Annotated in this window: 16 protein-coding genes; 12 read left to right on the forward strand and 4 right to left on the reverse strand. The window is 70.7% G+C overall.

The features are described 5' to 3' along the window. Positions 1-157 precede the first annotated feature (157 nt). Positions 158-2,176: an AMP-dependent synthetase/ligase gene (locus BIU89_RS08070; protein ID WP_071245708.1), complete on the reverse strand. Its 2,019-nt coding sequence runs from the start codon at positions 2,174-2,176 to the stop codon at positions 158-160. Between the two features lie 121 nt (positions 2,177-2,297). Here BIU89_RS08070 and BIU89_RS08075 point away from each other — a divergent pair, with 121 nt between their 5' ends. The 3 genes from BIU89_RS08075 (at position 2,298) to BIU89_RS08085 (ending at position 5,518) form a co-directional block, all read left to right on the forward strand. After that, complete coding sequence (locus tag BIU89_RS08075; RefSeq protein ID WP_017886608.1) at positions 2,298-3,251, forward strand: ROK family glucokinase; 954 nt, start codon at positions 2,298-2,300, stop codon at positions 3,249-3,251. Between the two features lie 50 nt (positions 3,252-3,301). Further along, positions 3,302-4,027, forward strand: a complete 726-nt coding sequence (locus tag BIU89_RS08080) for a lysophospholipid acyltransferase family protein (RefSeq protein ID WP_027465236.1) — start codon at positions 3,302-3,304, stop codon at positions 4,025-4,027. 105 nt (positions 4,028-4,132) lie between these two features. Further along, positions 4,133-5,518 (forward strand): class II 3-deoxy-7-phosphoheptulonate synthase, encoded by a 1,386-nt coding sequence (locus tag BIU89_RS08085; RefSeq protein WP_071245710.1) that lies wholly within the window; start codon positions 4,133-4,135, stop codon positions 5,516-5,518. A 231-nt stretch (positions 5,519-5,749) separates the two neighbouring features. Here BIU89_RS08085 and pknB read toward each other — a convergent pair whose 3' ends face one another. Next, positions 5,750-7,807 (reverse strand): Stk1 family PASTA domain-containing Ser/Thr kinase, encoded by a 2,058-nt coding sequence (pknB, locus tag BIU89_RS08090; protein WP_071245748.1) that lies wholly within the window; start codon positions 7,805-7,807, stop codon positions 5,750-5,752. 82 nt (positions 7,808-7,889) lie between these two features. Continuing rightward, complete coding sequence (locus BIU89_RS08095) at positions 7,890-9,161, reverse strand: LysM peptidoglycan-binding domain-containing protein (protein ID WP_027465239.1); 1,272 nt, start codon at positions 9,159-9,161, stop codon at positions 7,890-7,892. A gap of 172 nt (positions 9,162-9,333) precedes the next feature. On the opposite strand from BIU89_RS08095, the gene BIU89_RS08100 reads away from it, so the two are divergent. Continuing rightward, positions 9,334-9,690 (forward strand): Rv2175c family DNA-binding protein, encoded by a 357-nt coding sequence (locus BIU89_RS08100; RefSeq protein WP_173033316.1) that lies wholly within the window; start codon positions 9,334-9,336, stop codon positions 9,688-9,690. Between the two features lie 70 nt (positions 9,691-9,760). Here the strand turns inward: BIU89_RS08100 and BIU89_RS08105 are convergent, their stop codons facing one another. After that, positions 9,761-10,879, reverse strand: a complete 1,119-nt coding sequence (locus tag BIU89_RS08105) for a polyprenyl synthetase family protein (RefSeq protein ID WP_071245711.1) — start codon at positions 10,877-10,879, stop codon at positions 9,761-9,763. A 96-nt stretch (positions 10,880-10,975) separates the two neighbouring features. Between BIU89_RS08105 and BIU89_RS08110 the strand changes: the two genes are divergently transcribed. The 8 genes from BIU89_RS08110 to mraY all read left to right on the forward strand — a co-directional run bounded on the left by BIU89_RS08110 (position 10,976) and on the right by mraY (position 20,390). Continuing rightward, positions 10,976-11,368, forward strand: a complete 393-nt coding sequence (locus tag BIU89_RS08110; RefSeq protein WP_071245712.1) for a DUF3040 domain-containing protein — start codon at positions 10,976-10,978, stop codon at positions 11,366-11,368. A 760-nt stretch (positions 11,369-12,128) separates the two neighbouring features. Then, positions 12,129-12,560: a division/cell wall cluster transcriptional repressor MraZ gene (mraZ, locus tag BIU89_RS08115; protein WP_017886616.1), complete on the forward strand. Its 432-nt coding sequence runs from the start codon at positions 12,129-12,131 to the stop codon at positions 12,558-12,560. A gap of 106 nt (positions 12,561-12,666) precedes the next feature. Beyond that, positions 12,667-13,632 carry a 16S rRNA (cytosine(1402)-N(4))-methyltransferase RsmH gene (rsmH, locus tag BIU89_RS08120; protein ID WP_071245713.1) on the forward strand — a complete coding sequence of 322 codons (966 nt, stop codon included), beginning with the start codon at positions 12,667-12,669 and terminating at the stop codon, positions 13,630-13,632. A 1-nt stretch (position 13,633) separates the two neighbouring features. After that, positions 13,634-14,338, forward strand: coding sequence for a hypothetical protein (locus BIU89_RS08125; protein WP_071245715.1), 705 nt, complete (start codon positions 13,634-13,636; stop codon positions 14,336-14,338). A gap of 49 nt (positions 14,339-14,387) precedes the next feature. Then, entirely contained in the window at positions 14,388-16,157 is a 1,770-nt protein-coding gene (locus tag BIU89_RS08130; RefSeq protein WP_083404250.1) for a peptidoglycan D,D-transpeptidase FtsI family protein, read from the forward strand. A 14-nt stretch (positions 16,158-16,171) separates the two neighbouring features. Further along, positions 16,172-17,818, forward strand: a complete 1,647-nt coding sequence (locus BIU89_RS08135) for a Mur ligase family protein (RefSeq protein ID WP_071245717.1) — start codon at positions 16,172-16,174, stop codon at positions 17,816-17,818. Continuing rightward, complete coding sequence (locus BIU89_RS08140) at positions 17,815-19,290, forward strand: UDP-N-acetylmuramoyl-tripeptide--D-alanyl-D-alanine ligase (protein WP_071245719.1); 1,476 nt, start codon at positions 17,815-17,817, stop codon at positions 19,288-19,290. Before BIU89_RS08135 ends, BIU89_RS08140 begins: the two co-directional genes overlap by 4 nt. Further along, positions 19,287-20,390 carry a phospho-N-acetylmuramoyl-pentapeptide-transferase gene (gene mraY, locus BIU89_RS08145; RefSeq protein WP_027465246.1) on the forward strand — a complete coding sequence of 368 codons (1,104 nt, stop codon included), beginning with the start codon at positions 19,287-19,289 and terminating at the stop codon, positions 20,388-20,390. The genes BIU89_RS08140 and mraY overlap by 4 nt, the downstream gene beginning before the upstream one ends. Positions 20,391-20,394 lie beyond the last annotated feature (4 nt).

Below are 20,394 nucleotides of genomic sequence, written 5' to 3' on the forward strand. Positions count from 1 at the left end.
CGGCAACCGCCTGGAGGCCCGGCGCCAGTCCGGCGGACCGGCACCGGGCCTCCAGGCGGTCGCGTCTCCGACCTGCGCCCACCTAGCGGAATCGGGCGTACCTGGTCAGAAGAACCGATCCGGCACGCCCGAAACGGCCCGGTACGCCCGACGGGCGCTACGCGCGGTTGCGCCGCCGACCCTCGATCACCGGGGTCGCCGTCGTCTGCACCTTCGACCCGGAGTAGATGTGGTCGATGTCGGCGGCGAAGTCCTTCAGGATGACCGACCGCTTGATCGTCAGCTTCGGCGTGAGGTGCCCGGAGGCCTCCGTCAGGTCCGTGTCGAGGATCGTGAACGACCGGACCGACTCGGCGCGGGAGACACGGCCGTTGGCGGCGTCGATGGCCTCCTGGACGGCGGAGAGCACGCGCTCGTCGTACGCGGCCTCGTGCCCGCTCAGCGCCGGGGTGATCCCGCGGGACTCGCACCAGCCGGGCAGCATCTCGCGGTCGAGCGTCACGAGCGCGGCGACGAACGGCTTGCCCTCGCCGACGACCACGACCTGGCCGATGAGCGGGTGCTCGCGGATGCCGTCCTCGAGCGGTGCCGGGGCGACGTTCTTGCCGCTCGCGGTGACGATGAGCTCCTTGGCGCGTCCGGTGACGGTGAGGACCCCGTCGGCGTCGAGCCGGCCGAGGTCACCGGTCCGGAACCAGCCGTCGGCGAAGGCGTGCTCGGTCGCCTCGTCGTTCCGCCAGTACCGGTCGAAGACGTCGACGCCGCGGATCAGGATCTCGCCGTCGTCGGCGATCCGGACCTCGATGCCGGGCAGCGCGCGGCCGACGGTCCCGATGCGGAGTTCGCGGGCGCGGTTGACCGTGGCGGGGGCCGTGGTCTCGGTCAGGCCGTAGCCCTCGAGGATGAGCACCCCGATCGAGCGGAAGAAGTGCGAGAGCCGCGGGGAGAGGGGCGCCGAACCGCTGACGGCGTACCCGACCCGGCCGCCGAGGGCGTCGCGGAGCTTGGCGTACACGAGCCGGTCGAACAGCTTGAACTTCAGCCCGAGCAGGAACGGCACCCTGCCGGCTGCGAGGGCCTCGGAGTGGGCGACCGCGGTGTCGGCCGCCGCGCGGAAGATCCTGCCCTTGCCACCGAGGTCGGCCTTCTGCTCGGCGGAGTTGTAGATCTTCTCGAACACCCGGGGGACCGCGAGCAGGAACGTCGGCTTGAAGGTCGACACCGCGCGCATCAGGTCCTTGGTGTCCGGCTCGTGGCCGACGAGGACGCCGGCGGACACCGACATCGCGGCGATGAACCGGGCGAAGACGTGGGCGAGCGGGATGAACAGCAGGGTCGAGGCGCCGTCGGCGACGACCTCGGGCATCGCCTCGCTCGCGCCCTCGACCGTGGCGGTGAAGTTGTCGTGCCGCAGGACGCAGCCCTTCGGTCGGCCGGTGCTGCCCGAGGTGTAGATGATCGTGGCGTCGTCGTGGCCGTGCACGTTCGCGGTCCGGGCGTCGAGTTCGTCGTCGGTGACGTCCTCGCCGAGCCGGGTCAGGTCGTCGAGGCCGCCGCCGTCGATCGTCCAGTGCTGGCCAAGGGAGGGCAGGTCGGGCGCGATGGAGGCGACGCGGCGCGCGTGCTCCTCCTGCTCGACGACGATCGCGACCGACTCGGAGTCGGACAGGATCCAGCGCACCTGGTCGGGGGAGCTCGTCTCGTACACGGGCACGGACACGAGGCCGGCTGTCCACACGGCGAAGTCGACCAGGGTCCACTCGAGCCGCGTCCGCGACAGGATCGCGACGTGCGCGCCCGGTTCGAGCCCGGCGGCGACGAAGCCCTTGGCGATGCCGCGCACCCGGGCGAGCGTCTCCGCCGCGGTGAAGGTCGTCCAGGTGTCGCCGTGTCGCTGGGCCAGGATCGGACGGTCGGGCGTCAGGCGGACGCGGTCGCCGAGGAGCCGTGCCGCCGAGCCGTGGTCCGGGGCGACGGGACCGCCGTGGGCCGCGGAGACCGGGTGGTCCTGGGCCGGGGTGGTCGGTGCGGCCGGGGCGGCTGGTGCAGCCGCGCCGGCGCCGGTGCCGGCGGGTGTGGCGTGCCTGCCGGCCGACGGTGGGGTCCCGGTGGCGGCGCTGCCAGCGGTGGACGTGTCGGTGGAGGCGCTGCTGCGTGCAGGACGCTGATCGTTCACGGTGACTCCCTTGTCTGCCGGTTCGACTCGAGTGCGCCTCAACACCGAGGCGACACCGCCAGCATAGGACGCGTCACCGGGCGTTCCGTGACTTCGCGGCGAACCGGTAGGCTCGTTGCTCGTGCACGCCATCGGAATCGACATCGGGGGCACCAAGATCGCGGGTGCGGTCGTGACGGAACTGGGCGAGATCGTCGCCGAGGACCGCGTGGCCACCAACGCTGCGGACCCGAACGCCATGCTCGACGACGTCGTCTCGATGGTCGAGCGACTCAGCTCGCTCCACCAGGTCGGCGCCGTGGGGGTCGCCGCCCCCGGGTTCATCGACGCCTCGCAGTCGATCGTCTACTACACGCCGAACATCCGGTGGCGGAACGAACCGCTCCGGCAGAAGCTGCAGCAGCGCCTCGGCGACCTGCACATCACGGTGGACAACGACGCGAACGCCGCGGGCTGGGCCGAGTTCCGGTTCGGCGCCGGTCGGCTCGTGTCCGACATGACGATGCTCACCATCGGCACGGGCGTCGGCGGCGCCATCGTGACCGAGGACCGTCTGTTCCGCGGGGGCTTCGGTACCGGCGGCGAGATCGGCCACCTGCGCATCGTCCCGAACGGGCTGCCCTGCGGCTGCGGTGCCCGCGGCTGCATCGAGCAGTACGGCTCGGGTCGTGCCCTGCAGCGCATGGCGAACGACGTCGCCGACGCCGGTGGCATCGGTTCGGCGCTGGCCGATGCCCGCGCCGACAACGGTGGCCAGCTCGACGGCAAGATCGTCGGCGACCTGATCCTGGCCGACGACCCGGGTGCCCTCGCGGCCCTCCGTCGGCTCGGTCGACACCTCGGCGAGGCGTGCGCATCGCTGTCCGCGGTGCTCGACCCGCAGCTCTTCGTGTTCGGCGGCGGCGTCGCCAGCGCGGGGGACCGGCTGCTCGACCCGATCAAGCAGGCGTACCTCAACAACCTGCCGGCCCGCGGGTACCACCCGGAGCCGGACTTCGTGATCGCCGAGCTCGTCAACGACGCCGGCGTCGTCGGTGCCGCCGACCTCGCCCGCATCCACGCCCGCACGGCGTAGGGTCGGGCCATCCACCCGGGCCACCACCTTCTCACCACCTGGAGTCGTCGATGACCTACTGGCTGCTGAAGAACTTCGTGCTCGGCCCGCTCATCCTCACCCTGTTCCGGCCGTGGGTGGTCGGGCGTGAGCACGTGCCCGCCAAGGGCCCGGTCATCTTCGCGTCGAACCACATCTCGTTCATCGACTCGGTGATCCTGCCGGCGGTGCTCGACCGTCGACTGTCGTTCCTGGCGAAGAGCGACTACTTCACCGGCCGCGGGTTGAAGGGCTGGGCGACGAAGACGTTCTTCAACGCCATCGGCCAGCTGCCGATCGACCGCTCCGGCGGCAAGGCGTCCGAGGCATCGCTGCGCACCGGCCTGCAGGTCCTGGCACGCGGTGAACAGCTCGGCATCTACCCCGAGGGCACCCGCAGCCCCGACGGCAAGCTCTACCGCGGGCGCACCGGCATCGCCCGGATGATCCTCGAGGGGCGCGTGCTCGTCGTCCCCGTCGCCATGGTCGGCACGCGCGAGGTACAGCAGATCGGGCAGCGCTTCCCGAAGATCAAGCGTGTCGGGGTCGTGTTCGGCAAGCCGCTCGACTTCTCGCGGTTCCAGGGGTTCGAGACCGACCGCTTCATCCTGCGCAGCGTCACGGACGAGGTCATGCACGAGCTCGCCGGCCTGAGCCGACAGGAGTACGTGGACGTCTACGCCACCAGCGTGAAGGAGCGGGCGAGCTCCGCGCGCGAGGCCGTCATGCGGGAACGGAAGTCGACGCCTGCACGTTAGGCTCTGATGGTCCCGGCACCCCGCCAGGACGCCCATCGACGACGCGCGGCCCGGTGCCGGTAGCGCGTCGTCGGGCCGCCCGCACAGAACACCGAGGTAACGCCCTTGTTCGAGTCGACCGACTTCGTCGCCCTGCAGGATCCGGACGTCATCGAGGGGCTCGACTATTGGCGGACGCTCCCGATCAAGCAGCAGCCGACCTGGCCGGACGCCGCCGCTGCCGAGGCCGCTTCGGCCGAGATCGCCACGCTCCCGCCGCTCGTGTTCGCGGGCGAGGTCGACAAGCTGCGCGAACGGCTCGCCGCCGCCGCTCAGGGCAAGGCCTTCCTGCTGCAGGGCGGTGACTGCGCCGAGACCTTCGCCGGTGCCACCGCCGACTCCATCCGCGACCGGGTCAAGACGATCCTGCAGATGGCCGTCGTGCTGACCTACGGCGCCTCGATGCCCGTCATCAAGATGGGGCGCATGGCCGGGCAGTTCGCCAAGCCCCGCTCGAGCGACTTCGAGACCCGTGGCGACGTCACGCTGCCCGCCTACCGCGGCGACATCGTGAACGGCTACGACTTCACGCCGGAGAGCCGGACGGCCGACCCGCGCCGCCTGGTGCAGGGGTACCACACCGCTGCTTCGACGCTGAACCTCGTCCGGGCCTTCACGCAGGGGGGCTTCGCCGACCTGCGCCAGGTGCACTCGTGGAACAAGGGCTTCGCCTCGAACCCCGCGAACGCCCGCTACGAGCACCTCGCGAAGGAGATCGACCGCGCGATCCGCTTCATGGACGCCTGCGGCGCCGACTTCGAGGCGCTCAAGCACGTCGAGTTCTACGCCTCGCACGAGGGGCTGCTGATGGACTACGAGCGCCCGATGACCCGCATCGATTCGCGCTCCGGTCTGGCGTACGACACCTCCGGTCACTTCATCTGGATCGGTGAGCGCACGCGCGACCTCAACGGCGCCCACGTGGACTTCCTGTCGCGGGTGCGCAACCCGATCGGCGTGAAGCTCGGCCCGACGACGAGCGTCGACGACATGAAGGCGCTCGTCGACAAGCTCGACCCGAACCGTGAGCCGGGTCGCCTGACCTTCATCACGCGGATGGGTGCGGGCAAGATCCGCGACGAGCTGCCCAAGCTGCTCGAGGCGATCAAGGGCATGGACGCCAACCCGCTGTGGGTCACCGACCCGATGCACGGCAACGGCCTGACCACGCCGACGGGCTACAAGACCCGTCGGTTCGACGACGTCGTGGACGAGGTCCTCGGCTTCTTCGAGGCGCACCGCCAGGTCGGCACGTACCCGGGTGGCATGCACGTCGAGCTCACCGGTGACGACGTCACCGAGTGCCTCGGCGGCTCGGAGCACATCGACGAGGCCACCCTCGCCACCCGCTACGAGTCGCTGTGCGACCCGCGCCTGAACCACATGCAGTCCCTCGAGCTCGCCTTCCTGGTGGCCGAGGAACTCGGCGCGCACCAGCCCGACCGCTCGTAACGCACGAACCGTGTCGCCAAAGCGACAGAACCCCGCAGCATGTTCGCGGGGTTCTGTCGCTTTCGTGTGTCGGACGGGAGGCCCGTGACGGCGCCGTCACGGGCCTCCCGTCCGTCCCGGGGTCGCGTCGACGGCCGAGGGTGCGGAGCGTCAGCATCTGCTGCTCGCGAAAGCGACCGTGTGCCACCGAACGGAGGCAGCACACTGTCGCTTTCGCGACGGTGTCTGCCCCTACTGGTCGTAGGACAGGGTGACCGTGTCCCCGCGGTAGACGGTGGCGCCGGCCCCCGGGTCGGTGCCGGTGACCGGCAGCTTCGACTTCCAGTCGTAGAAGCCGCAGAGGATGTTCGTGCAGTCGGGCACGGAGACCTTGAGGCCGAGGTCCTCGAGGGTCTTCGTCGCCTCGTTGATCGTCGCCCCGACGACGCCGTCCTCGGGCACGGTGATCGGCGTCGGACCCTTCGACACGACGACGTCCACGGCCGACCCGCGCACGGCGGGGGAACCCTGCACGGCGGCGGAGACGATCTGACCCGCTGGCACGGTCTCGCTGTACTCCTCGGTCCGGGCGCCGAGGAGCAGTCCGACGTCGTCGAGTGCGGCGGCGGCCTCGTCGACCGTCTTGCCGACCACATCGGGCACGGGGCCGAGCGAGACGGTCAGCGTGACCTGCCCGGTCTCGCCGTAGGCCTTCACCGTCGTGAGGTCGAGCGGCTTGCCGCCGGACGCGCGACCGGTCGCCGCGACCACGGTGTCCTTCGGGGCGTCGGCGGAGAACTCGTACCGGTCGTCCTGCAGCTCGAAGTCGTCGTCGAGTGCGGCCGTCACGGTGGAGAGCGGCTGCCCGACGATCGCCGGCAGCGGGATCATCCGGGGGCCGTTCGACACGACGATCTGCACCGCCGTGCCCTTCTGCACCTCGCGCTTCGGGGCCGGCTTCGTCGTGGAGACCTGCCCCTTCGCGACGACGGCGTCGAACCGTGTCCCGGTCTTCGACGCCGCCTGCAGGCCCTGTGCTTCGAGCAGCTGCCGGGCCTGCGAGACCGACTTGCCCGTGACTTCCGGGATCCGCACGTTGCCACCCGGCCCCGGGCCGAAGTACCAGCCGAAGCCGGCTCCGATCAGCGCGAGCACGACGACCACGGACAGCAGGATCCAGCCGCGCTTCCGACGCTTCGCCGACTGGTCGGCGAGCCGCTGTCCGGCGGGTGACAGCACGCCCGGCTGTGCCCCGGTGCGACGGGGGCCCGGGGCGTTGCCGCGCGCACGGGCGGGTGCTCGACCGCGGTCGCCCGTGTCGCGGTCGCCGGACCGGTCGATGATGGCGGTCTCGTCCGCACCTGCGGCTCCTGCGGCCGCTGCGGCACCGAGCGTGCCGGCGCCACCCGAGGGCAGGATCGCGGTGCCGTTCTCGGGCCGGAGCACGGCCGTGCGGTACTGGCCGGTCGCACGCTGCTGGTTGCCCGCCATGTGGTCGAGCATCTCGCGGGCGTCGCGGGGGCGGTCCTCGGGGTCGCGTGCGGTCGACCAGGCGACCAGCTCGTCGAGCTCCGGCGGCACCCCGGACACGGCGGCGCTCGGTGCCGGCACGGAGTCGTTGGCGTGCTGGTAGGCGATCTGCATCGGCTGCTCGCCCTTGTAGGGCTGCTCGCCGGTGAGCATCTCGTAGAGCATGATGCCGAGCGCGTAGATGTCGCTGCGCGAGTCGGCGGCGCCGCGGGTCACGAGCTCGGGGGACAGGTAGGCGATCGTGCCGAGCAGGGCCGCGCCGGTCGCCGTGTTCGCGGTCGTGGCCCGGGCCAGGCCGAAGTCGCCGAGCTTGATGCGGCCGTCGTCGGCGAGCAGGACGTTCTCGGGCTTCAGGTCGCGGTGCACGATCCCGGCGCGGTGGGCCGAGGCGAGGCCGGCCAGCACGGCGCGCAGGATGTCGGTCGCCTGCTCGGGCGTCAGGGCGTGGTGCTCCTGCAGCAGGTCCCGCAGCGTGATGCCGGGGATGTACTCCATGACGATGTAGGCGATCTCGCCCTCGGCGCCCTGGTCGTACACGCCCACCAGGTTCGGGTGCGACAGCCGGGCCGCCGACCGGGCCTCCTGGATGAGGCGCTCACGGAAGGCCTGGTCGTCAGCCAGGTGCCCGTGCATGATCTTGATCGCGACGCGTCGCTCGAGGCGCACGTCGGTCGCGAGGTAGACGGTCGCCATGCCCCCGCGCGCGATGCGGGAGCGGACGCGGTACCGCTGATCGATCATGCGACCGATCATCGGATCCGTGGCGGCGTTGGTGGTCATCGGCGGCATTCTACGAATCGGAACCGCACTCGGACGCACCGGCGCACCGCCCGTGACCCAATCTCGATCTTCCGGATGAGGCTCAGAGCGTCGCCAGCCAGCCCTGGGCGGCGCTCGCCCAGGTGGCGTAGGCCTTCGGGTAGGCGGAGAGCTGCACGGCCTGGGCCGCGTCGGTGATGCTCATCGAGGACCAACCGGGCACGTCGAGCAGGCCGCGGGTCTTGCCGGCGTTCGGGTTGTGTCGCCCGCCGAAGAACAGCGCGGTGGCGTGCGCCGGGTCCTGCAGCTTCAGCGCGCTGCCCCAACCCTGGCTCGGACGCTGCTGGAACAGGCCGACCGAGTCGCGGTCGCCGTGCGGCAGGTTCCGGAGGCTCGACTCCTGCATCGCGGCGGCGAGGGCCACGACGATGCCGCGGTCCGGGACGCCCAGCGATCGACCGACGGCCACGATGGTCGCGGCGTTCTGGCGCTGCTCGGCGCTCAGGCCGACGGCACCGCTGACCGCCGCACTCGCGGAGACCGCTGGTGCGGCGGTGGCGTTCGACGACGGGATCACGAGCGTCTTGCCGGCGTAGATCGTGCTCGTGTACGACAGGCCGTTCGCCGACAGGAGCGACTTGACGGAGACGTGGTGCGCGGCGGCGATCGAGGCCACGGTGTCTCCGGCGCTGATCTTCACGCTCGTCTTCGTCGACGGAGCCGAGGCGGTGGACGCCGACGGCGTCGATGACGTTCCGTGCGGCACCCGGAGCGTCTGCCCGGGGTAGATGACGCTGCGCTGCGACAGCTTGTTCGCGCTGAGGAGCGCAGTGGTCGACACGCCGACGCGGGACGCGATGGCGGAGACGGTGTCGCCCTGCTTCACGTGGTAGCTCGAGGTGTCCGAGCCGGAGCCGCCGGTCGACCCGGAGGTCCGCACCGATGCGGTGGTGACGGCGGGCGTCGATGCCAGGTGGAGCGTCTGCCCGGGGTGGATGATCGTGTTCCAGCCCAGGCCGTTGCGCACGAGGATCTCCTGCGCCGACAGGCCGAAGCGGGCTGCGATGCCCGAGACCGTGTCGCCGTGGTGGACGGTGTAGGTGGTGGGGGCCTTCGTGGTGGCGGCGACCGTCCGCACGACGGTCTGCGTCGGCCGGGCGACGGCGGTGCCGAACACCGGGCGGTCGGTCACGGCGCGGTCCTGGTCGACGTGGCGCTTGTGGTTCGCGTCGGCGTCGTCGTGCCGCGGCTCGGCGTGCGCGATCGGGCCGGTCAGGCCGGCGGTCACGGCGATCGTGCCCGCGAGGACGATGGGCATGGTGGCGAACCGGGCGGATCGTGCGCGCCGGGCGACTTCGTCTGCAGCGTGGTCCACGGGTTTCTCCTGATCTCGACTGAGCCGTGCGCACGCGTGCGCGCACTCACAGGTGCCACAACGCTGGCATGGCCTGATTCCCAAGTCAACCAGAGAGTCAGATGGGGTGGATGTGACGAATGTGACGAACGAGGCGGATTCACTCCGGCGGTCACTCTGGCACCATGGGCGTGTGAGTGCCGCACCCGCCGACGACCTGTCCCTCTCCGAACGCTGGCTGACCGTCCCCGAGCTGGTGGACATGTTCAGCACGAGCCCCGGACGGATCCACCGACTCTTCGAGCAGAAGACCCTGCTGGCAGCCCGCGTCGGCGGTGTGCTGCGCGTGCCGGTAGAGTTCCTCGAGGACGGGGAGCCGATGCCCGAGCTCCGCGGCACGCTGATCGTGCTCGGCGACAACGGCTTCACCGACGACGAGGCGGTGCGCTGGATGCTCACCGTCGACGACGCGATGGGCACCACGCCGATCGCGGCGCTCCGCGCGGGCCGCAAGGCCGAGGTGCGTCGCGTCGCCCAGTCGCTGCTCTAGACGCCATCCGGACGGACAGGAGGCCCGTGGCGGTGTCGCCACGGGCCTCCTGTCCGTCCTGGCCTCGCGTCTAGGACGACCGGCGGCTGACCGTGTCGGCCAGCGACGCGAGCTGCTCGCGCGCCGACGGGGTCAGCGGCGAGGCGTCGAGCGCCGCCTTGGCGCGCTGGACGTGCCGCTCGATCGACCGCTCCACGGCGGCCACGGCGCCCGACTCGGTGAGGGTCGCACGGAGCATCTGCACCTGCTCCTCGTCGAGGTCGGGGTCTCCGAGGAGCTCGTCCAGGAGCTGCCGTGGGCCGTTCGCCAGCGTCTTGCGCGCCGAGGCGATGAGGACGGTGCGCTTGCCCTCGCGCAGGTCGTCGCCGGCCGGCTTGCCGGTGACCTCGGGATCGCCGAAGACCCCGAGCATGTCGTCGCGGAGCTGGTACGCCACGCCGAGGGGGAGCCCGAAGGCGCGGAGGCCCTCGAGCTGGGAGTCGCTCGCGCCGGCGACGAGGGCACCGATGACCAGCGGGGCCTCGATCGAGTACTTCGCCGACTTGAAGACGATGACGCGCTGGGCGCGGAGCAGGTGCTCGGACTCGTCGATGACCGGCCAGGCGGTCTCCTCGTGCACGTCGAGGTACTGCCCCGCCGTGACGTCGAGGCGCATCGCGTGGAACTCCTGGCGGACGATGCGGGCCCGCACCGGGTCGAGGAGCGCGAGGCCCTCGTCGAAGACCGAGTCGCTCAGTGAGAGCAGCAGGTCACCGAGGAGCAGCGCGGAGTTCGTGCCGTACTGCCCGCGGTCGCCGACGAAGCCGGACTGCTCGTGCAGGGACTCGAAGCGGCGGTGCGCGGCCGGACGCCCGCGGCGGGTGTCCGAGCGGTCCATGATGTCGTCGTGCACCAGGGCGGCGGCGTGGAAGACCTCGAGTGCGGCGGCGACCGTGACGACCGCTTCGGCCGTGGTCTGCCGGGACCCTTCGGCCAGCGGGTCGAACGAGCCCGAACGGCCCGCCACCGACTGCCATCCCCAGTAGCAGAACAGTGCCCGGAAGCGCTTGCCGCCGGACAACAGGTCTCGTGCGTACCGGTCGAACGGCGCGAGGTCGGGGCTGATCGCGAGGAGCCGTTCACGCTGCTCGTCGAGTGCCCGGTCGATACGCGCCGATACGAGGTCCACTAATCGCGTACTCTCAGCCACGATCCCTACCCTAGTGGAGTGGTCGAGGCATAGAATCGGCCCACTCAACCCGCGTTTTTCAACCCCGCGTCGATCCCAGGAACAGAGGGAACCAAGATGCCGCTCTCGGAACAGGAGCAGCGCCTTCTCGAAGAGATGGAGCGCAGCCTCTACCAGAACGATTCCGATTTCGTGGCTCGTGTCACACGTCGACAGGGTCGTCCGACGTACACAGCCATCACGCTCGGGGTCCTCGGCGCACTCGCCGGGGTCGCCATCGTCATCGTCGGCCTCGTCATCAAGGCGCCGCTGCTGGGCATCCTCGGCTTCGTCGTGATGCTTGCCGGTGTCCTGTTCGCGCTGCGCCCGGGCATGCGTGCCCCGAAGGCGAAGCCCGCTCGACCGGGCAAGCCCGCATCCGGTGGGTCCGCGCGTCCGTCCACCGGTGGCGGTGGGTCCTTCATGGACCGGATGAACGAGCGCTGGGACAAGCGCAACGACCAGAGCTAGTAAACGACCAGAGTCAGTAGCTGACAGGAGTCAGCAGGACTCCCTCCACACTCCTCCACGGGGTCGGCCTTCGGGTCGGCCCCGTTTCGTGTTTCCGGGGGGCGGGTGGTTCGTCGGGAGCGCGCGAGTGGTCACGACACGCCGCGTGCGGGTTGCCGATGGCGCGGGAACTGTCGGCTGGGGCCGGCGCTGGCAACGGTTCGTGACCCCTCGGCGGCGCGGCGGCGGCACGTCGTGACCGCGCGCTGACCGGAAGCCGGGCGTGGTGGGGCCGACCATGCGCCCGCGTGGGCACCGTGGCGGACGTGGGGCGGGCCTCCAGGCCGGGGTGGACCGTCGCCGCGTGCGTGCGTGCGCGAGTGGTCACGACACGCCGCGTGCGGGTTGCCGATGGCTCGGGAACTGTCGGCTGGGTCCCGCGCGAGCGACGGTCTGTGACCACTCGGGGTCGTGGCGGCGGCACGTCGTGACCGCGCGCTGACCGGAAGCCGGGCGTGGTGGGGTCGACCCTGCACCCGCGGCGCGCCCCGGGGTGCTCCACCGGCTGCGAAAGTCCTCCACTTTCCTCCACGCCGTCCCCGGTGCTGTCGAACCGCATGATTCCGGGCCTTGGAGGTCGTCGCTGCCTGGTCCATTCCGGTCTGCGTGCCCCCAGTAGGGGTGTCGTGGGCCGAAAAGAGAGCGGAATCCTGGGCCTGGGGAGGGGAGTGGAGTAAAGTGGGGCTCGCAACGGTCCGGTGGAGCGGAGGGGAGGCCCGACGTGCTGCTCGGTACTCATGCCCCGAAGCTCGACGAGAAGGGTCGCGTGATTCTCCCCGCCAAGTTCCGGGACGAACTGTCCGGCGGGCTCGTGATGACCCGCGGCCAGGAACGCTGCGTCGTGGTCTTCAGTGCCCGGACGTTCGAGGAACTCCACGAGCGCATCCGGACCGCCCCGATGACGTCGAAGCGCACCAGGGACTACATGCGTCTGTTCCTCTCGGGGGCCAGCGCCGAACAGCCCGACAAGCAGAACCGCGTGACGATCCCGCAGAACCTCCGCGAGTACGCGGGGCTCGAGCGGGACCTCACGGTCATCGGCAGCGGTGACCGTGCCGAGATCTGGTCCACCCCCGCGTGGGAGGCCTACTACGCCGAAGCCGAAGAGGCATTCGCCGACAACGACGAGGAGGTGATCCCGGGGATCTTCTGATCCGCGGATCGGGACTCCCAGCCGTGAAGCCCTGACGCCACTTCCCCGGTGTCAGGTCGCATGGATGGGGATCCGGACCCACGGCCCAGGAGACGAGGGGCTGCACATGGCCGACAACGACAACGAGACGCCACGCTTCCCGCACACGCCGGTGATGCTCCAACGCATCGTCGACCTGTTCACGCCGACGCTCGAGGGCCCGGGCAAGGTCGTCGTCGACGCCACGCTCGGCATGGGCGGCCACTCCGAGGGTCTGCTCGAGCGGTTCCCGAAGCTCACGCTCATCGGACTCGACCGGGACACCGACGCGCTCGGCATCGCGGGGGAGCGTCTGGCCCGCTTCGGTGACCGCGTCCGCCTCGTGCACACCGTGTACGACGGCATCGTCGACGCGATCGAGGGCGAGGGCTTCACGAAGGTCGACGGCGTGCTCTTCGACCTCGGCGTGAGCTCGCTGCAGCTCGACCGGGCCGAGCGCGGGTTCGCGTACAGCCAGGACGCCCCGCTCGACATGCGGATGGACCGGACCGAGGGGCAGACCGCCGCCGACGTCCTGGCCACCTACGACGAGGGCGAACTCCGCCGCATCTTCCAGCGCTACGGCGAGGAGAAGCTCGCCGGCCGCTACGCCCGAGCGATCGTCGAGCGGCGGGCGACGAAGCCGTTCGAGATGTCCGGCGACCTGGTCCAGGTGCTGCACGACGCGACCCCGGTTGCCATCCAGCGCCAGGGGCACCCGGCCAAGCGCGTCTTCCAGGCGCTCCGCATCGAGGTCAACGCCGAACTCAGCGTGCTCGAGCGGGCGATCCCGGCGGCGCTCGACGCCATCGCGGTCGGCGGTCGGATCGTCGTCGAGTCGTACCAGTCCCTCGAGGACCGCATCGTCAAGCGGGCACTGGTGGAGCGCACGAAGTCGAGCGCCCCCGCCGGCCTGCCGGTGGAGCTGCCCGAGCACGCCCCCACCTTCTCCCTGATCGTCAAGGGCGCCGAGCTGGCCGACGAGGCCGAACGCGCCGCCAACCCCCGAGCAACCCCCGTGCGCCTGCGCGCGGCCGAGCGGATCCGGAACTGACATGAGCACGAACCTCGCACTCGTCGACCCTGCGGTCGTCCCGTCGCGGGCCCCGCGCCCCGACCGTCAGCGCCGCCCCGAGCTGGTCGAGGTCACCCCGACCGCGGCCCAGCGGCGGGCACGCCCCCGCATCGGGTACGCCGTGGTGGCCGTCGCCGCACTCGGGATCCTGCTGCTGGCCCAGCTCGGCATCAGCATGGTGCTCAGCCAAGGCGCCTACACGCTCAACTCGCTGTCGGCCGAGCAGACGAACCTGTCCCGCACGCAGCAGTCGCTGTCCGAGCAGCTCCGGGTCCTCGACTCGCCGCAGAACCTGGCCCGCAACGCCCAGTCGCTCGGCATGATCGCCAACTCGACGCCGGTGTACCTCGACCCGAAGACCGGTCGGGTGTACGGCACGCCGACCCCGGCGAAGCCCGACGAGGCCACGGCGTCCACCGAGAACCAGGTGCCGAACTCACTGCTGAGCGACGTGCCGCTGGCCACGAAGCCGGGGGACACCTCGACCAGCAAGGAGACCGGCACGACGGACACGTCGGGCACGTCGAGCACGAAGGACACGTCCGGCGCCACGAGCTCCACGGGATCCGCCGACAGCACCGCCACGTCTGAGAAGACGAGCGGCGCCAGCGCGTCGGACCAGGGGACGGCGAAGTCGTCCGTAGAGTCCGACGCGAACCCGCTCCAGGCGCCCTCCACCCGGTGACCGGCGGGTCCGCCGCACCCTCAGCACCGCCCGGGAAGGACCGCACCGCGTGACGAAGACGATCCGCAACCGACGCCTGCGCTACAGCATCGTGATGCTCGCCGTGATCGCCCTCGTCGGGGTGTTCGTGGTGCGGCTCGTCGACATCCAGGTCGTCCAGGCGTCGGAGCTGAACAAGGCGTCGGCCCAGAAGCGCAGCATCCCCGTGACGATCTACGGCACCCGCGGGTCGATCGTGGACCGCAACGGCACCGAACTCGCCGACAGCGTCACCCGGTACAACATCACGACCTCGCCGCGTCTGGTGAAGGGCTTCAAGGGCAAGCTCGGCGGCACCCGCATCAAGGACGTCAGTGTCGGCACCGCCCTGAGTGCGCTGGCGAAGGCGTCCGGCGGTGACGTCGCGACCATGCGGAAGAACATCGCCGCGAACCCGAAGTCCGACTTCGCGTACCTGGTCAAGGGCCTCGACGTGCAGCACTACGAGGCCGTGCGCGCGCTCGGCATCCCCTGGCTGTACCCGGAGCCACAGGCGGCGCGGGTGTACCCGACGGGTGCGACCACGGGCAACCTCACCGGGTTCATGGGCACCGACGGCGCCCAGGCCGGCCTGGAGTACTCCTACAACCAGTGCCTGGCGGGCACCAACGGCTCCGAGACGTACGAGCGTGGCGAGGACGGCGTGCAGCTCCCGGGCAGCACCGTGACCACGAAGAAGGCCAAGGACGGCGGCACACTCGAGACGACCATCGACAGCGACCTGCAGTACATGGCGCAGCAGACCATCGCGTCCGCCGCCAAGACCCTGCAGGCGGAGTCCGCGACGGCGACGGTCACGAGCGTCAAGACGGGTGAGCTGCTGGCGGTCGCCGACTACCCGACGGTGGACCCGAACGACGTCGACGCCACGACCGACAAGGGCGCCTTCGGTTCCCGCGCCCTGACCGCGTCGTACGAGCCGGGCTCCACGATCAAGGCCGCCATCGCCGCCGCGCTGCTCGACCAGGGCAAGTCGAGCCCCACCGACCAGGCCGTCGTGCCGTACTCGCGCACGTTCCCCTGGGGCGGCACGATCCACGACTCCGAGTTCCACGCCACCGAGAACCTCACGCTGACCGGCATCCTGCAGAACTCGTCGAACGTCGGCATCACCGAGCTCGGCGCACGGCTGACATCGCAGCAGCGCTTCGACTACATGAAGAAGTTCGGGCTGTTCGAGCCGGAGACGGCCATCGACTACCCGGGCCAGCCCTCGATGGACTACGGCACCACCCCGAACTGGGACCAGCAGACGAACATCAACTCGATGTTCGGCCAGGGCATCTCGACCACGGCGGTGCAGGTCGCGAGCGTGTTCCAGACCATCGCGAACGACGGTGTCCGGATCCCGCTGCACTTCGTCAAGGGCTGCACCACGGCGGACGGCAAGACGATCGACGCGCCCGACGTGCAGAAGCAGCGGGTCGTCTCCGCAGCCGCCGCCACGCAGGTCACCGGCATGCTGCAGAGCGTCGTCACGGGTGGCACGCTGGTGGGGATGAAGCCGATCTCCGGCTACAACATCGCCGCGAAGACGGGGACCGCCGAGGTGGCCGAGGGGTCGCAGGGCTACGGCGGTCAGCGCATCACGTCGGTGGCCGGAATGGCACCCGCCGAAGACCCCCAGTATGTTGTCACGGTGACGTTCACGAAGCCGCAGACCAACAAGTGGTCCAGCGGAGCGGCTCCGGCGTTCCGCACACTCATGTCCCAGGTGCTCGAGAAGTACCGAGTAGCCCCCTCCGCGTCCGAGGCGAAGCTCTACCCGTCCACGTGGTGAGGAAGAAGGAACACTTGTCCGCACGGATCCCCCCGGTCCTCCGACCCGAACACCCGACCCCGAGGGCCGTCTCCGAGCTCGCCAACGCGTTCGGTCTGCGAGTCGTCGGCTCGGTCGACAGCATCGAGACCACCGGTGTCACCCTGAGCGCCACCGAGGTGCAGCCGGGTGACCTGTTCGTCGGCGTGCACGGTGCCAACCGGCACGGCGCACAGTTCGCGACGGAGGCCGCCGAGCGCGGCGCCGTCGCCGTCCTGACCGACCAGGACGGCGTCGCACTGGTCGAGCCGTCCGGGCTGCCGGTGCTTGTCGTCGACGACCCCCGCGCCGCCCTCGGCGACGTCGCGGCGTGGGTCTACCGCACCCACCCCGACGAGGCCACCGACCTGCCGCAGCTGTTCGCCGTCACCGGCACGAACGGCAAGACGAGCACGTCGTACATCCTCGAGGGCATCCTCAAGCAGCTCGGCCTGGTCACCGGCCTGAGCTCGACCGCCGAGCGCCACATCGGTTCGCTCAGCGTGACGAGCCGCCTGACCACGCCCGAGGCCAGCGAGATGCACGCGCTCCTCGCCCGCATGCGCGAGAGCGAGGTCCGTGCGGTCGCCGTCGAGGTCAGCGCGCAGGCCCTCAGCCGGCACCGCGTCGACGGCATCGTCTTCGACGTCGCAGCCTTCACGAACCTGTCGCACGACCACCTCGACGACTACGCCGACATGGAGGAGTACTACCAGGCGAAGCTCCCGCTGTTCCAGCCCGAGCACGCCCGTCGCGGCGTCGTCTCGCTGGACACCGACTGGGGCCACCGCGTGGTGCAGGACTCCCGCATCCCCGTGACCACGATCACGGTGCACCCCGACGTCGAGGCCGAGTGGCACGTCGACATCGTCGAGGCGCACGCCGCCTACACCGAGTTCCGCCTGACCGGCCCCGAGGGTCGCGAGCTGACGACCCGTGTGCCGCTGATCGGCTGGCACATGGCGGCGAACGCGGCACTCGCGATCGTCATGCTCGTCGAGGGCGGGTTCGAGCTCGGTGCCATCGCGCACGCGCTCGAGTCGGGCCACCGCCGCTACCCGGACGAGGACGACGCGAGCGAGCGCGACGGCGAGCCGCACCGCGTCTCCGCCATCGAGTGCTACCTGCCCGGCCGCACCGAGCGCGTCTCCGGCGAGCACGGCCCGAGCGTCTACGTCGACTTCGGCCACAGCGCCGACGCCTTCGAGAACACCCTCGCCGCCGTCCGGCAGTTCACCTCCGGCAAGGTCCTCATGCTGTTCGGCGCCGACGGCGACCGCGACACCACGAAGCGCGGCGACATGGCCCGCGTGGCCGCGGCCGGCAGCGACATCCTGGTCGTCACCGACCACCACCCGCGCTTCGAGGACGCCGCGTCGATCCGGAAGACCCTGCTCGACGCAGCACGTGCCGCCTACCCGGACCACGAGGTCCACGAGGTCAGCCCGCCCGAGGCGGCGATCCGCACGGCCGTGAGCCTGGTCGGCGAAGGGGACTCGATCCTCTGGGCCGGCCCGGGGCACCAGGACTACCGCGACATCCAGGGCGTCCGCACGCCCTACTCCGCCCGTGACGAGGCCCGCTCGGCCCTGCGCGAGGCCGGCTGGGAGCCGAACTCCGGTCCGGCGGAGGACGTCCGATGATCGCCATGACCCTCGCCGAGATCGCCACCGCGGTCGGCGGCGAGCTGATCGGCGGCGCGCAGGCGACCGACGTCGCCGAGCCCGGCGACCTGGTCGTCGAGGGCTCGGTCGAGACCGACTCGCGCCTGGTCCGCCCCGGCAGCGTCTTCTTCGCCCTGCCCGGTGAGGTCACCGACGGCCGACGCTTCGTGCCCGCTGCGGTCGACGCCGGTGCCGCCCTGGTGATCACGCCCGAGCGCGTGGACACGACCGCGCCGCAGATCGTCGTCGCCGACGGGTACGAGGCCCTCGCCGCGCTCGCGCACGAGGTCGTCACGCGCGTCCGGATGAGCACCGCGGACCGCGTCGACGCCGACGGTCGCCCGGCGCCCCTGCGGGTCGTCGGCATCACCGGCTCGAACGGCAAGACGAGCACGAAGAACATGCTCCGCACGATCCTCGAGCAGCACGGCGCGACCGTCGCGCCCGAGGGCTCGTTCAACAACCACGTCGGCGCACCGATCTCGATGCTCCGCGTCACGTACGACACCCGGTACCTGGTCGTGGAGATGGGCGCGAGCGGCGTCGGCCACATCGCCAAGCTCGTGTCGATCGCCGAGCCCGACCTCGGCGTCGTCCTCAAGGTGGGCCTCGCGCACGCCGGCGAGTTCGGCGGCATCGAGGCGACGCAGCGCGCGAAGTCCGAGATGGTCACCGACCTGCCCGAGACCGCGACGGCCCTGCTCAACGTCGACGACGACCGCGTCGCGTCGATGCGCGACCTGACCGCCGCGCGCGTGGTGGGCTTCGGCACGTCGGCGGAGGCCGACTACCGCATCACCGGCATCGAGACGGACCGCAGCGGCACCCGCTTCACCCTCACCGCGCCTCCAGGACAGCCTGGAGGCCCGGATCACGTCGACGTGCGCCTCGCGATCCTGGGCGAGCACCACGCGATGAACGCGTCCGCCGCGCTCACGGTGGCCCACCTGTGGGGCGTCCCGCTCGCCGACGGCGCCGCGGCGCTCGCGTCGATGACGCGCGCCGAGCGCTGGCGCATGGAGCTGCTCCAGGGCGGCCCCGAGGGCGTCACCGTGATCAACGACGCGTACAACGCGTCGCCCGACTCCACCGCGGCGGCGCTGCGGACCCTGGCGCAGATCGTGCGCCCGGGGGAGCGGACCTTCGCCGTGCTCGGTGAGATGGCCGAGCTCGGTGAGTTCTCCGTCGAGGAGCACGACCGTATCGGTCGGCTCGTCGTCCGCCTCGGCATCGGACAGCTCGTGGTCGTCGGCCGCGGCGCGATGCCCATCCACCAGGCCGCCACCCTCGAGGGATCGTGGGACGGCGAGTCCGTGTACATCGAGGACGTCGACGACGCCGTCCGTGCCATGCAGGAGATGCTCCGCCCCGGCGACGTCGTCCTCGTCAAGTCCTCGAAGTCTGCCGAACTGCGATTCCTCGGCGACCGCCTCGGAGGTGTCACCGAATGATCGCGCTCCTCGTCGCCGGCGCCACGTCGCTGGTGTTCACGTTGCTGCTCACCCCGTTCTTCATCAAGCTCTTCCACCGTCTCGGGTGGGGGCAGTTCATCCGTGACGACGGTCCGCAGTCCCACCACACCAAGCGCGGGACCGCCACCATGGGCGGCATCGTCCTGATCATCGGTGCGGTGATCGGGTACTTCGTCGGCCACCTGATCGGGCGTGACTCGATCACGCTGTCCGGCCTGCTCGTGCTGTTCCTGATGGTCGGGCTCGGGTTCGTCGGCTTCATCGACGACTTCCTGAAGGTGCGGCGTCAGCGGAGCCTCGGGCTCGGCGGCTGGGCCAAGATCCTCGGTCAGGTCATCGTCGGCGTCATCTTCGCCACGATCGCCCTGGTCGTGCCGACGTCGAACGGCAAGCCGCCGGCATCGACGATGATCTCGGCGATCCGCGACGTGCCGTGGCTCGACTTCATGGCGCTCGGCACCGTCATCGGCACCGTGCTGTTCCTCGCCTGGATCGTCCTGCTGACGGTGTCGACGTCGAACGGCGTGAACGTGGCCGACGGGCTCGACGGCCTGGCCACCGGGTCGAGCATCCTGGCGATCGGCTCGTACGTCATCATCGGTTTCTGGCAGTCGAACCAGATCTGCGGCGGCGCCCGCCTCGACTCGAACACCGCACACGCCTGCTACACCGTGTCGAACCCGCTCGACCTCGCCGTGGTCGCGGCCGCGGTCTGTGGTGGGCTCATCGGGTTCCTCTGGTACAACACCTCGCCGGCGCAGATCTTCCTCGGTGACACCGGTTCGCTCGGCCTCGGCGGCGCCCTGGCCGGCCTCGCGATCCTCAGCCGCACCGAGCTGCTGCTCATCCTCATCGGTGGCCTGTTCTTCATCGTCACCGGCTCCGTCATCCTGCAGCGGGCCTACTTCAAGATCACCCACGGCAAGCGCATCTTCCTGATGAGTCCGCTGCACCACCACTTCGAACTGAAGGGGTGGGCCGAGGTGACCGTCGTCGTCCGCTTCTGGATCATCGCCGGGCTCTTCGTCGCGGCGGGGGTCGGACTCTTCTACCTCGAATGGATCGCACGCGTTGGTTGACCCG

Source organism: Curtobacterium sp. MCBA15_005 (genome assembly GCF_001864855.1).
Classification (GTDB): Bacteria; Actinomycetota; Actinomycetes; order Actinomycetales; family Microbacteriaceae; genus Curtobacterium; species Curtobacterium flaccumfaciens.